The following is a 13,443-nucleotide window of genomic DNA, read 5'->3' as shown; positions in this document are numbered from 1 at the left end:
GCTGGCTCAACGCCATAACTAAATATAAATCTGCTGCATACGGCTTACATGATTTGCATAAAACTACACGCCGTATTCTGTAACTGTAATCAGAATAAAATCAGTAGCAATCCTACACAGCACTACAGTTTTTGTCTATGCTGTTTTTCATAAAAATTTGACCTATGTAAACATATCGCCAAATCCTTATTTGACCGATCATTTCATTTTGTTACAAAACTACACAAGAAAGTTTGACCTAGTGCAAGCATTATTTTGTAACTTAACTACAATCTATATTATAATTTTAATCAATAAAGCTTTCAGACAGCCTTATCTGTTTGAATCTGTTTTAAAACAAAGCACACACCAAGCAAAAAGCACTTTCCGCCGAAGACCACTACGAAAGGCAGAGCCTTATGAACACTCCTGCTCCCCTACACCCCAAACTGGCCGCCGTAACCGAACGCATCATCGAACGCAGCCGCCCTACCCGCGAAGCCTACCTTGTACGCATCCGCACACTGAAACAGCAAGGACGTGTCGAACGCGACCAACTGGGATGCTCCAACCTTGCCCACGGCTATGCCGCCATGCCGCAAACCATCAAAATCGAAATGCTCAAACACAACACACCGAACTTGGGCATGATTACCGCCTATAACGATATGGTTTCGGCACACCAGCCGTTTTTCCAGTTTCCCGACTGGATTAAAGACGAAGCCCGAAAACACGGTGCCACCGCGCAAGTGGCCGGCGGCACGCCCGCCATGTGCGACGGCATTACCCAAGGTTACGAGGGCATGGAGCTTTCACTGTTTTCGCGCGACGTCATCGCCATGAGCACCGCCGTCGGCCTGTCGCACCAAATGTTTGACGGCGCACTGTATTTCGGCGTGTGCGACAAAATCGTACCCGGCCTGATGATAGGCGCGTTGAGCTGCGGCCACATACCCGGCATTTTCGCACCCGCAGGGCCTATGCAAAGCGGCATCGCCAACAAAGAAAAAGCCCGCACCCGCCAGCTTTTCGCCGAAGGCAAAGTCGGCCGCGATGCGCTGCTCGAAAGCGAAATGGGTTCCTACCACAGCCCCGGCACCTGCACCTTTTACGGCACGGCCAACTCCAATCAAATGATGATGGAAATGATGGGCGTGCATCTGCCTGCCGCCGCCTTTTTCCACCCCTACACACCCATGCGCGAAGCCTTGACCCGCTACGCCGCCGCCCATTTGGTCGAAAGCATCAAAAACGGCACGGCCAAACCTATGGGAGAAATGCTCGATGAAAAATCGTTTGTCAACGCACTTATCGGCCTGATGGCAACCGGCGGCTCCACCAACCACACCATGCACTTGGTAGCCATGGCGCGCGCAGCCGGCATTATTCTGACTTGGGACGACTTCGATGAAATATCGTCCATCGTTCCGCTATTAATCCGCGTTTACCCCAACGGCCAAGCCGACGTTAACCACTTCGCTGCTGTCGGCGGCCTGCCTTTCGTGATCCGCGAATTGCGCAACAACGGCCTGCTGCACGACGATGTCGATACCGTGATGGGACACGGCATGGAAGCCTATACCAAAGAGCCTTTCCTGATTGACGGCAAACTCGAATGGCAAGACGCCGTTGCCGAAAGCCGCGACGAAGACATCCTGCGCCCCTTCTCGCGCCCCTTCTCGCCCGACGGCGGCTTACGCCTGATGAAAGGCAACATCGGCCGCGGCGTGATCAAAGTTTCCGCCGTGCGCGAGCACTGCCGCATCATCGAAGCACCCGCCATCGTCTTCAACGACCAGCGCGAAGTGTTGGCGGCCTTTGAGCGGGGAGAGCTGGAACGCGACTTTATCTGCGTCGTCCGTTTTCAAGGCCCGCGCGCCAACGGCATGCCCGAACTGCACAAGCTCACCCCGCCTTTGGGCATTCTGCAAGACCGCGGTTTCAAAGTTGCCTTGGTTACAGACGGCCGCATGTCGGGCGCATCGGGCAAAGTACCCGCCTCCATCCACATGAGCCCGGAAGCCCTGCTCGGCGGCGGCATCGGCAAAATCCGCACCGGCGATATGATCCGCTTCGATTCCGTTACCGGCGAGCTGACTGCTTTGGTTGACGAAGCCGAATGGAACGCGCGCGAAACCGCCGAGGCCGACTTGAGCAAAAACACCCACGGCATCGGCCGCGAACTGTTCGCCGGCTTCCGCAGCATGACCAGCAGCGCAGAAACCGGTGCCATGAGCTTCGGCGGCGACTTCGCCTGAACCGGCTTTTCAGACGGCCTCATTCCCGACAGGCCGTCTGAAAACACTTCCGCAACACTTTTCAGACGGCCTTACCGTCTTAACAGATTGGAGCAAACATGAATGCACGCGACATCCTTTCCGCCGGCGCAGTCGTTCCCGTAATGGCCATCAACGACATCCATACCGCCGTCGATTTGGCACACGCCTTGGTCGAAGGCGGCATCCCTACGCTTGAAATCACGCTGCGTACCGAGCACGGCATCAAAGCCATCGAACTGATTAAAAAAGAAGTGCCCGGCGCCATCGTCGGTGCAGGCACGGTAATCAACGGCGAACAGCTCAAAGCCGTAGAAGACGCAGGCGCCGTGTTTGCCATCAGCCCCGGTTTCAACGTTCATTTCGCCAAAGCCGCCGCCCAAAGCAGCATCGCCGTGATTCCCGGCATTGCCACGCCCGGCGAACTTATGCTCGCACTGGAACACGGCATCGACACCATGAAACTCTTTCCCGCCGAAGTCGTGGGCGGCATCAACATGCTCAAAGCCCTGCACGGCCCTTTCCCTCAAGTGAAGTTTTGCCCCACCGGCAGCATCAGCCTCGAAACCGCACCCGAATACCTGAAACTGCCCAACGTATTGTGTGTCGGCGGTTCGTGGCTCACGCCTAAAGACGCAGTGGCAAATAAAGATTGGGCCGCGATTACCCGATTGGCTAAAGAAGCATCGGCATTGAAGGCCAAATAAGTTCCTCTCAAAACGCACGAGGCCGTCTGAAAATATTTGTTCAGACGGCCTTTCTGACTAAAAACGGCTCCGTTATATCAATCGGCACTCCAATTATAAATACACAGATTTATCGGCTATATTCCCCACACTTCTTCCACGGAATTTTTCAGCAGATTAAGAATCGGGTCTTCTTCAAACTCATTCAGATAAATGAAATTCAGCGGCATGGTTTGGCGGTATTCCTCAATCACCGCAATCGGCCTGCCGCTTTCTTTCGCCGAACGCGCACGGTGCTCCGGCACCACGGCCACGCCGGTTCCCTGACACACCAAATCAATGATGGTTTGAGAGTAATCACAGATAATCTGGCGCTTGGGCGAAATTTTGTGTTTGCGCCAAAACTGCTGCATGTGTTTGCGGCTGCCCGATACGCCCGACATTTCAATCCATGCGTACTGGCCGAGGCTGGCAGGCAAATCCTGCCGCACCGTTTGCTCGGCTTCTGCAGGGCAAATCAGCGAATAGTGGAGGTCTTGCAGAAAAATACTGCGCAGGCTGCGGTGGTTGACCGGCCCGAGAAAAAAGCCGCCGTGCAGCTGTTTGTCGAGAATGCGCTGCTCGATTTCCCCGCTCATGCCGTATTGGATATGCAGCAGAATATCCGGATCGTGGCGGAGCACTTTTTCGGTAAGGCGGGTGATTTTGTCGGAAGGAACGGGATGAATCAAACCGATATCGGTATGAGCCACATAATGCTCGGCCAAGGTTTTGGCGAAACAGTCGAGCTTGTGATGGTGTTGCAATAAAATTTCAGCTTCGGGCAGAAACACTTCCCCCGCCGGCGTCAGCTCCATACCGTTGGTGGTGCGTTTGAACAAGGTTACGTTAAGCCGTTTTTCAAGCGACTTGATTTGTGCCGAAACGGCAGGCTGCGATAAATGCAAACGCTCCGCCGCTTGGGTCAGGTTGCCGATGTGGGCAACCTCGGTGAATGTTTTCAGTTGGTTGTAGTCCATTATTTCTCACTTCATCTATTTATTATGTTATGAATAAAGCGTTATGCGGCTTGATTTAAAGCAGTGTCCGCTTGCTTGTTTTAACACATTTCGAGGCCGTCTGAAAAGTTTTTTTAAGAATGATATTTCTTTTAAAATCATATTTTTTGGCTTATACCATCAACAAAACAAATTGATACTATCAGAAAATAAAATTAGCCATTGCAATATTTTTTAATTTTAATGCCCATCGTTCATACCTTAAAGGTTTTACGAAAGGAGAAGAAAAAATGGAAAAACAAACGGCACAACGGGTGCTCCGGCATCCCAAATTCCAGCGTATGGCGCGCCAGAAAGCACTCATAGGATGGGGATTTTCTGCCGTCATATTTTTTATGTATGTTTTCTACATTTGGATGATCGGCACGTCGCCCGAAATTTTCGCCCGCCCCGTATCCGAAGGCAGTATCACCACTTGGGGCATTTACGCCGGTTTGTTTGTGATTATCTTTTCGTTCATCACCACAGGGATTTATGTGAGCATTGCCAACGGCAAATTTGAAGACATGACCAAAGAAGTTGTGCGGGAAGTTGAGGGAGAATAAACGCATGAATAAATTACTAATCACCTTATCCGGCCTGCTGGTTTCGGGTAGCGTATGGGCCGATGCCTTCACCGGCGAAGTTCAAAAACAACCCTTAAACATCGCGGCCATCGTGATGTTCCTGATTTTCGTCGGCGGTACCCTGTTTATTACCAAATGGGCTGCCAAGCAAAACAAATCCACCAAAGACTTCTACACCGCCGGCGGCGGCATTTCCGGCTTCCAAAACGGCTTGGCGATTGCCGGCGACTACATGTCTGCCGCGTCGTTTTTGGGTATTTCAGCCATGGTGTACACCACCGGTTACGACGGCCTGATCTACTCCACCGGCTTCTTGGTGGGCTGGCCGATTGTATTGTTCCTCGTAGCCGAACGCTTGCGCAACTTGGGTAAATTCACGTTCTCCGACGTAGTTGCCTACCGCCTGAAACAAAAACCCGTGCGCGTGTTTGCAGCCAGCGGTTCGCTGTTGGTGGTGATTCTGTATCTGATCGCGCAAGTTGTGGGTGCGGGCAAACTGATTCAGTTGCTGTTCGGCATGAGCTACACTTCGGCCGTGGTGATTGTGGGCGCGCTGATGGTGGCGTATGTATTGTTCGGCGGTATGTTGGCAACCACTTGGGTGCAAATCATCAAAGCCGTGCTGCTGCTTTCCGGTGCGACTTTCATGGCATTCATGATTTTGAAAGCCAGCGGTTTCAGCTTGGAAGGCATGTTCCTGAAAGCCACCGAAATCCATGAAAAAGGCACGGCGATTATGGCGCCGGGCGGCTTGGTGTCCAACCCGATTGATGCGCTCTCGCTGGGCTTGGCCCTGATGTTCGGTACGGCCGGTCTGCCGCACATTCTGATGCGTTTCTTTACCGTGCCCGATGCTAAAGAAGCGCGTAAATCGGTATTCGTGGCTACCGGCTTTATCGGCTACTTCTACCTGCTGACCTTCGTCATCGGTTTCGGCGCGATTATTTTCGTTACCAAAGACAACCCGCAATTCTTTACCACCATGATTCAAGACGGCAAATCGGTTGTGGAAATGATCGGCGGCACCAATATGGCGGCGGTGCATTTGTCCGGCGCATTGGGCGGCGACCTGTTCTTGGGCTTCATTTCAGCCGTCGCATTCGCCACCATTTTGGCGGTAGTGGCCGGTTTGACCCTCTCCGGTGCGTCTGCGGTAAGCCACGACTTGTATTCTTCTGTAATCCGCGAAGGCAAAGCCACTCAAGAAGAAGAAATGCGCGTATCCCGCTTGGCCACTTTAGGTTTGGGTATTTTGGCGATTATCTTGGGCATTGCGTTTGAAAACCAAAACGTAGCGTTCATGGTGGGCTTGGCGTTCGCGCTGGCGGCTTCGGCCAACTTCCCGATTTTGGCTTTGTCGATGTTCTGGAAAGGCTTAACGACACGCGGCGCAGTTATCGGCGGTTTCTTGGGTTTATTGGTTGCTTTCGTGCTGATTATTTTAGGCCCGACCGTTTGGGTGAAAGTGCTGCACAACAAAGAAGCCATCTTCCCATACAGCAACCCTGCCCTGTTCTCGATTCCGCTGGCCTTTATCGCAGCTTGGTTCTTCTCGATTACCGACAAATCGAAACAGGCCGAATTGGATAAAGCAGGCTTCGAAGCTCAATATGTACGTTCGATGACCGGTATCGGCGCGGCTGAAGCCAGCGACCACTAATAAACATCGTTCCGTAGCATAACGGGCCGTCTGAAAACGATATTTCAGACGGCCTCAATATTGAGTACAATGCCGTCTGAAACAAACGCCCGCAAGGAAACTTCATGTATTTCGTAGACCGCACCGCCGTGGTGCTGAAACCCACCGCACACTTTCTGGCATGGCTCAAACAGGCCGACGACAATATGCCCGACCTAACCCTCGAACAAATCCGCAGCAACTGCTCGGTGTTTCTCGTGCCGCAGTTCGACGAACCCGAAGCCGTGGTTTCCTACTTCGACGAGCGTTACCAGCAGATCTTTGAAGCCGAAATCGCCGGTTGGGACATCCCCAAAAACAAATGGCCCGAAGACATGAGCCTGAAAGCGTTTTGGGAATATTTCGAAGTGGAAATCCACGATATGGTGCTGGACATGGAAGAAGCCGACATGACCGTCAGCCCCGTGTTCGACAACATGATGTAAACCATGCAGGCTTTTCAGACGGCCTTAAAACCTTCCCGCACAGCATTAACCCTTACCGTATTGCTGCACCTTTGGGCGGTGCTTGCCTGCCTGTTTGCCTTCCACGGAACCATGCGTGCGGCAGGCTTGATTTTACTGGCCGCCAGCCTTATTTGGGCATGGCGCATACATAAGCTGAACCGCCCCGATGCCATACACAAAATCGCCGTCGGCCCGCAGGGAAAAGCCGCCGTTTTCGTCGGCAGCGAACAAACCGCCTTTACCGCCGGCCTGTGCGCAGGCAGCTTGGTTTCCCGCTACGCCCTGTTTTTAAAATGGGACTTGGGCGACCGGCAGATTCGGCAGTTCATCCTGCCCGACATGACCGACCGCGAAAGCTACCGCCGCCTGCTCGTATGGGCGCGCTGGGGGCAACCGAAAACATAAACAGGCCGTCTGAAACCCGCTCTGCGTGTTTCAGACGGCCTCACACACCGACACAACACCATCATGAAAACACTCAACGACTGGTTATCACATCTCGAAACCGCACACAGCGCCGGCCTGATCGACATGGGCTTGTCGCGCGTCGGCGAAGTCAAAGCCGCCATGAACCTCAACCCGCAATGCCCCGTGATCGTCGTGGCAGGCACCAACGGCAAAGGTTCCGTCTGCGCCTTTCTTACCCAGATTTACAAACAGGCGGGCTTCAAAGTCGGCACCCTCACCAGCCCGCACCTGCTCAAATTCAACGAACGCATCGCCGTCAACGCCGAGCCTGTGAGCGACGAAACCATCGTCGCCTCGTTCGAGCGCATCGAAGCCGCGCGCGGCGATATTTCGCTGACTTATTTCGAGTTCAACACCTTAGCCGCCGTCGATATTTTCATACGCGAACAAGTCGATGTGATGGTGCTCGAAGTCGGCTTGGGCGGCCGCTTGGATGCCGTCAACATTTTCAATGCCGACTGCGCCGTTGTTACCAGCATCGATTTGGATCACCAATCGTTCTTGGGCGACACCGTCGAACAAGTCGGCTACGAAAAAGCAGGCGTGTTCCGCGGCGGCAAACCCGCCATCTGCGGCCAAAACCCGCCGCCCGAATCCCTACGCCGACATGCCGAAAACATCGGCGCGGAGCTGCTGCTGATCAAGCGCGATTTCGATTTCAGCAAACTCGAACAGCAGCAATGGTCGTTCCATTTCCACCCGCAATCCGACCGATTGTTTTCAGACGGCCTCAAACGCAACCGCAATGCCCTGCCGATTCCCGCCCTGCGCGGCGCGTACCAACTGAACAACGCCGCCTGCGCGCTGGCCGTTATCGAATGCCTGAACCACAAACTGCCCATCGACATCGGCTCTATCAAACGCGGCCTGCTGCTGGTGAGCAACCCCGGCCGCTTCCAAGTTCTGCCCGGCCGGCCGCTGGTGATTCTCGACGTAGGCCACAATCCGCACGCCGCACGCGCCTTGAGGCAAGGGCTGATGGCGTTGCCGTTCGCCCAAAAACGCACCGCCGTGTTCAGCATCTTGGCCGACAAAGACATCGACCAAGTGCTCGACATCGTTAAAGACCAGTTCGACGAATGGTACATCGCCCCGCTGCACCTGCCGCGCGGCATGGATATAGATTCATTAAGCCGGAAACTGGCCGAACACAACATCGAAAACATAACCTGTTTCAACAATATTCAGACGGCCTTCCAAGCAGCTTTGGCGGCTTCTTCGGAAAATGATAGAATTACCGTTTTCGGTTCCTTCCACACCGTTGCCGAGGTTATGGCAACCCTGTAAACAAGGCAGAACATGGCAAACAACCGCTTCCAATCGTTAAACGAATACGAACAACTCAAGCGAAAAAACCGCCGCCGCTTGGTCGGAGCTTCGGCACTGGTTATTGTGGCGGGCTTTATTTTGGCCAGGGTATTAAGCCAAAGCAACGAAGGTGCCGAAGCCGAAAATATTACCATTAAAGCCGCCTCTTCCGTTCAGACGGCCTCTCCGGAACAAACGCAATCGGTTATCCAGCCCAACCGCGCCGCTTCGTCCGACGACGCTTCCGATCTGTCTCCTGCCGCCGTGCTGGAACCCGCACCCGAAAGCGGCACGGAAAGCGTCGAGCTGGATAATCCGCTCACCGCTCCCGCACCAACCGAAGCAGAAACCGCCCCCCAACCCGTGCTCGAACCTGCTCCCGCACCGTCGGCCGAAACTGCCGCAGCCGCAACAGCGACGGCCAAACAGCAAGCCGCAGCCAAACCCGAAACCAAACCTGAAACGCCGTCTGAAAAAACAGTAAAAGAATCTGTCAAACCCGCACCTGCACCGGTTAGCAAGCCGGCCAAAACCGAAGCACCGAAAGCCGAAGCCGACAACGCTCCACCTCCCGTAGTCATCATCAACAACCGCGTCGAACCCGACGCCCAAGCCGAAGCCGCGCGTAAAGCCGCCGAGAAAAAAGCTGCCGAACAGAAAGCCGCACAGCAAAAAGCAGCACAAGCCGCACAAAAAGCCAAAGCCGAAGCGGCCGCCAAAGAAGCAGAACGCGAAAAAGCCGCACACCAAGCCAAACAAGAAGCAGGCCGTCTGAAAGCGCAACAGCAGGCCAAAGCCAAAGCCGAAGCGGAAAAACGTGCCGCCCAAGCCGAACAGAAAAAACAGCAAGAAGCCAACCGCAAGGCCGCTCAAGACGCTCTGGCCAACAAGTCTTCCCGCCCGGCTGAAAAAAGCGACCCCAAAGCCATTCTCGAAGGCAAAACCAACACCAAAGCCATGATTCAAATCGGCGCATACAGCAGCCGCCAGCAAGCCCAGCAAATGCAACAAAAACTGGCCGATGCGGGCGTGAGCACTTATGTGAGCGAAACCGAAACCAGCAAAGGCAAAGTGTACCGCGTCCGCACCGGCAGCTATCCCAACCGTGAAGCCGCCGCAAAAGCTTTGGAAAGAATCCGCCAAAAAGGTGCGGACGGCATGGTCATCGGGCAGCAATAATGACGACTTTCGATATTCTCGCGTTTGGTCTTATCGGTATCTGTATCATCGTCTCGATGATGCGCGGGCTGATTGTTGAAATCGCCTCGCTGATCACATGGATTGTGGCTTTTCTCGTAGCCAAAATATTTGCCGTGCCTTTTGCCGAAATTGCATTCAGTTCGTTCGAACCCCAAGCCTTAAGCATCGCTTTATCTTTCGTTACCCTATTCTTTGCTGCATGGCTCGTGCAGCATTTTTTACGTTCGTTGCTCACTTCTGCGGTAAAAGCCAGCGGCTTGGGCAGCGTGAACCGCCTGCTCGGCGCTCTGTTCGGCGCGGCCAAAGGCATCTTGCTGGTTACTTTGGCCGTAACCGTTTGCTCGTTTACCGACCTGCCGCACACCCAAGGCTGGCAGCAGTCGTTGAGCGCAAGCTATTTTGAAGCATTGGCACAGCTTGCCGTACCCTATTTATCGTCTGTGATTACAGAACAACTACCCAACCCCTCTCTTTAATTTTCGGAGAAAAAACAATGTGTGGCGTATTAGGCATGGTAGCCTACCAACCCGTTAACCAAAGCCTCTACGACGGCCTGCAAATGCTGCAACACCGCGGGCAGGATGCTGCGGGCATCGTAACCGTCGAAGGCAACATTTTCCACATGCACAAAGGCAAAGGCATGGTGCGTGATGTTTTCCGCACCCGCAACATGCGCGATCTGACCGGCCACGCCGGCATCGCCCATGTGCGCTATCCCACCGCCGGCAATGCCGAGAGCACCGCGGAAGCCCAGCCTTTTTACGTCAGCTCCCCTTTCGGCATCGTATTGGCACACAACGGCAATCTCACCAATACCGCCGAACTGTATGAAAACGTGTGCAACAAGCACCTGCGCCACATCAATACCCGTTCCGATTCCGAAGTGCTGCTCAACGTATTCGCCCACGAATTACGCCGTGAAGTAACCGACTCCGATTCCTCCGTTCTCAGTGTGGACAATATCTTCAATGCCGTTGCCAAACTGCACAAAACCGTGCGGGGTGCATACGGTGTGGTTGCCATGATCGCCGGATACGGTTTGGTAGCCTTCCGCGACCCCTTCGGCATCCGTCCTTTGGTTTTGGGCACGCAAACCGACGAAAACGGCAAAACCGCCTACGCCATTGCCTCGGAATCGGTTGCCTTCAACGGCATGGCTTTCGATTTGGACCGCGACATCGCCCCCGGAGAAGCCGTATTCATCACGCTGGACGGCCGTTTTTTCTCCCGCCAATGCGCCGAGAATCCGCAAGTGAGCCCCTGCCTGTTTGAATATGTGTATTTCGCCCGCCCCGATTCGGTGATTGACAACGTATCCGTGTATCAATCGCGCCTGAATATGGGCATTACTCTGGCAGAGAAAGTGAAGCGCGAACTGCCTATCGACGACATCGACGTGGTGATGCCGATTCCCGACACCAGCCGCCCCAGCGCGATGGAGCTGGCCCATCATCTCGGCAAGCCATATCGCGAAGGTTTAATCAAAAACCGCTACATCGGCCGCACGTTTATTATGCCGGGTCAGGCAACCCGCAAAAAATCGGTGCGCCAAAAACTCAGCCCTATGGAATCGGAATTTAAAGGTAAAAGCGTTTTGCTGGTTGATGATTCCATCGTTCGAGGCACAACCAGCAGAGAAATCGTTGAGATGGTTCGCGCATCCGGCGCCCGCAAAGTTTATTTTGCATCAGCCGCTCCCGAAGTGCGCTTTCCCAATGTGTACGGTATCGACATGCCCACGCGCGAAGAATTAATCGCCAACGGTCGTTCCAATGATGACATTGCCCGCGAAATCGGTGCCGACGGCTGCGTTTTCCAAGATTTGGCCGAACTGGAACAAGTCGTTAAAAAGCTCAATCCCGACATTGCCGGTTTCGATGCTTCATGTTTCAACGGCTGTTACCTTACCGGCGATATAGACGAAGAATATTTGCAGAAGCTGTCTGACGACAAATCTTCGCCTTCTACGGTTCCCGCCGGTGAAATACATACCGCCATCCGCATCAACAACCATAGCGACGAAGAAGAATAATCTTTTCGGTTCTTTGCTTTCAGACGGCCTCTGATACTCATCAGGCCGTCTGAAAACCGTTTACAGATACAGATAAATCAACAGCAGCAAATCTGCCGCTGTTCATTCTGTTGCTCACACCGTTCTAATCAACCGCGTGATTCAACACATTTTCCTGCAAGGCTTGGGTAGCCTGTTCGTCGGCATGATACGAGCTTCTTACCATGGCACCGATAGCGGCGTTGGTAAAGCCCATTTCGTAAGCCTCTTTTTCAAACTCTTTAAATTGCGCAGGCGTAACATAACGCAACACAGGCAGGTGGCCGTCTGAAGGTTGGAGATACTGGCCTACGGTTATCATTTCGATATTGTGCTCACGCATGTCGCGCATGATTTCGCGCACTTCTTCGTCGGTTTCGCCCAAGCCGACCATAATGCCGGATTTGGTGGGAATATCGGGCTGCATTTCTTTATAGCGGCGCAGCAGTTCCAGCGAATGTTTGTAATCGGAACCGGGGCGCGCCTGTTTATACAAACGCGGATGGGTTTCGAGATTGTGGTTCATCACATCGGGCGGCGTGCGCGAGAGAATCTCCAGAGCGATATCCAAACGGCCGCGGAAGTCCGGCACAAGAATTTCGATTTTGGTGTTGGGGCTTTTTTCACGGATGGCGCTGATACAGTCGGCAAAATGCTGTGCGCCGCCGTCGCGCAAGTCGTCGCGGTCAACCGAAGTAATCACCACATAACGTAAATTCATGGCGGCTACCGACTCCGCAAGGTTCTTGGGTTCTTCGGGGTCGAGCGGATTAGGGCGTCCGTGGCCGACGTCGCAAAACGGGCAACGGCGGGTGCAAATATCACCCATAATCATAAAGGTGGCAGTACCTTTGCTGAAACATTCGCCGATATTGGGGCAGCTGGCTTCTTCGCAAACGGTATGCATTTTTTGGTCGCGCAAAATATTTTTGATTTCGAAAAACTTTTTACCGGTAGGCAGCTTGGCGCGGATCCATTCGGGTTTTTTGAGTTTTTCTTCCAGCGGTACGACTTTAATCGGAATACGGGCAGTTTTGGCTGCACCTTTATGCTTCACGCCTTGGGCGTTGTCTAATTTGTGTTCACTCATGATATGGTGTCTTTCGGGGCGAGTTGTTTGGTAAGGTGTGCGGTAAGTTTGTCCGCCACTTCCGTTAAGGTTGGGCAAGGGTCGATGAAATCGGCCATCTGAACCATCTCCATACCGGCATAGCCGCAGGGATTGATATATCGAAACGGCGACAAATCCATATCGATGTTCAAAGCCAAACCGTGATATACCGAGCCGTTTTTAATCCGCAGCCCTAAAGAAGCGATTTTACGCCCGCCGACATATACGCCGGGGCGTTGGGGATCGGCTGCAGCATTTATGCCGTATTCGCCCAATGTGGCGATGATGCCGTTTTCCAAAGCGGTAACGATGTGGCGCACGCTGGTTTTGCGGCGTTTGAAATCGATTAAGGTATAAACAACCAGTTGCCCGGGGCCGTGGTAGGTAATCTGCCCGCCCCGGTCGATTTGCACGACGGGAATATCGCTGTGCAACAGCAAATGTTCGGGCTTACCCGCCAAACCCTGCGTGAATACCGGCGGATGTTCTACCACCCACAATTCGTCTTCGGTTTCATCGGTTCGGGCGGCATTGAAAGCCTTCATGGCTTCGAATACCGGTTGGTAATCGGCCAACCCCAGTTGTACGGTTTTCAT

13 protein-coding genes are annotated in these 13,443 nt (G+C 53.5%); 10 read left to right on the top strand and 3 right to left on the bottom strand.

Going from position 1 to position 13,443, the window contains the following annotated elements; translation table 11 throughout:
• Positions 1-398 precede the first annotated feature (398 nt).
• Entirely contained in the window at positions 399-2,237 is a 1,839-nt protein-coding gene (edd, locus tag AKG43_RS02435) for a phosphogluconate dehydratase (protein WP_054598994.1), read from the top strand.
• A 98-nt stretch (positions 2,238-2,335) separates the two neighbouring features.
• Positions 2,336-2,962, top strand: coding sequence for a bifunctional 4-hydroxy-2-oxoglutarate aldolase/2-dehydro-3-deoxy-phosphogluconate aldolase (locus tag AKG43_RS02430; protein ID WP_054598993.1), 627 nt, complete (start codon positions 2,336-2,338; stop codon positions 2,960-2,962).
• Between the two features lie 116 nt (positions 2,963-3,078).
• On the opposite strand, the gene AKG43_RS02425 is transcribed toward AKG43_RS02430, so the two are convergent.
• Positions 3,079-3,960 carry a LysR family transcriptional regulator gene (locus tag AKG43_RS02425; RefSeq protein ID WP_054598992.1) on the bottom strand — a complete coding sequence of 294 codons (882 nt, stop codon included), beginning with the start codon at positions 3,958-3,960 and terminating at the stop codon, positions 3,079-3,081.
• 269 nt (positions 3,961-4,229) lie between these two features.
• Between AKG43_RS02425 and AKG43_RS02420 the strand changes: the two genes are divergently transcribed.
• From AKG43_RS02420 to purF, 8 genes are all read left to right on the top strand, one after another.
• On the top strand, positions 4,230-4,544 hold the full coding sequence (locus AKG43_RS02420) for a DUF485 domain-containing protein (protein ID WP_054598991.1): 315 nt from the start codon (positions 4,230-4,232) through the stop codon (positions 4,542-4,544).
• Positions 4,545-4,548: 4 nt separating this feature from the next.
• Complete coding sequence (locus tag AKG43_RS02415; RefSeq protein WP_054598990.1) at positions 4,549-6,225, top strand: cation acetate symporter; 1,677 nt, start codon at positions 4,549-4,551, stop codon at positions 6,223-6,225.
• A gap of 104 nt (positions 6,226-6,329) precedes the next feature.
• Positions 6,330-6,689 carry a hypothetical protein gene (locus tag AKG43_RS02410; RefSeq protein ID WP_054598989.1) on the top strand — a complete coding sequence of 120 codons (360 nt, stop codon included), beginning with the start codon at positions 6,330-6,332 and terminating at the stop codon, positions 6,687-6,689.
• Positions 6,690-6,692: 3 nt separating this feature from the next.
• Positions 6,693-7,115: a protein YgfX gene (locus AKG43_RS02405; RefSeq protein WP_054598988.1), complete on the top strand. Its 423-nt coding sequence runs from the start codon at positions 6,693-6,695 to the stop codon at positions 7,113-7,115.
• A 63-nt stretch (positions 7,116-7,178) separates the two neighbouring features.
• The gene (gene folC / locus AKG43_RS02400; protein ID WP_054598987.1) at positions 7,179-8,465 is read left to right on the top strand and encodes a bifunctional tetrahydrofolate synthase/dihydrofolate synthase; all 1,287 of its coding nucleotides are present in this window, start codon (positions 7,179-7,181) and stop codon (positions 8,463-8,465) included.
• Positions 8,466-8,477: 12 nt separating this feature from the next.
• Positions 8,478-9,665: an SPOR domain-containing protein gene (locus AKG43_RS02395; protein WP_054598986.1), complete on the top strand. Its 1,188-nt coding sequence runs from the start codon at positions 8,478-8,480 to the stop codon at positions 9,663-9,665.
• Positions 9,665-10,162: a CvpA family protein gene (locus AKG43_RS02390; protein ID WP_054598985.1), complete on the top strand. Its 498-nt coding sequence runs from the start codon at positions 9,665-9,667 to the stop codon at positions 10,160-10,162. Before AKG43_RS02395 ends, AKG43_RS02390 begins: the two co-directional genes overlap by 1 nt.
• A gap of 17 nt (positions 10,163-10,179) precedes the next feature.
• Positions 10,180-11,718: an amidophosphoribosyltransferase gene (purF, locus tag AKG43_RS02385; protein ID WP_054598984.1), complete on the top strand. Its 1,539-nt coding sequence runs from the start codon at positions 10,180-10,182 to the stop codon at positions 11,716-11,718.
• A 124-nt stretch (positions 11,719-11,842) separates the two neighbouring features.
• Here purF and lipA read toward each other — a convergent pair whose 3' ends face one another.
• On the bottom strand, positions 11,843-12,826 hold the full coding sequence (lipA, locus tag AKG43_RS02380; RefSeq protein WP_054598983.1) for a lipoyl synthase: 984 nt from the start codon (positions 12,824-12,826) through the stop codon (positions 11,843-11,845).
• A complete protein-coding gene (lipB, locus tag AKG43_RS02375; protein ID WP_054598982.1) occupies positions 12,823-13,443 on the bottom strand; it encodes a lipoyl(octanoyl) transferase LipB in 621 nt (206 codons plus the stop codon). Before lipB ends, lipA begins: the two co-directional genes overlap by 4 nt.

The organism is Neisseria sp. 74A18, assembly GCF_001308005.1.
Taxonomy (GTDB): domain Bacteria; phylum Pseudomonadota; class Gammaproteobacteria; order Burkholderiales; family Neisseriaceae; genus Neisseria; species Neisseria dumasiana.
This window is presented reverse-complemented; position numbering and strand designations above follow the sequence as displayed.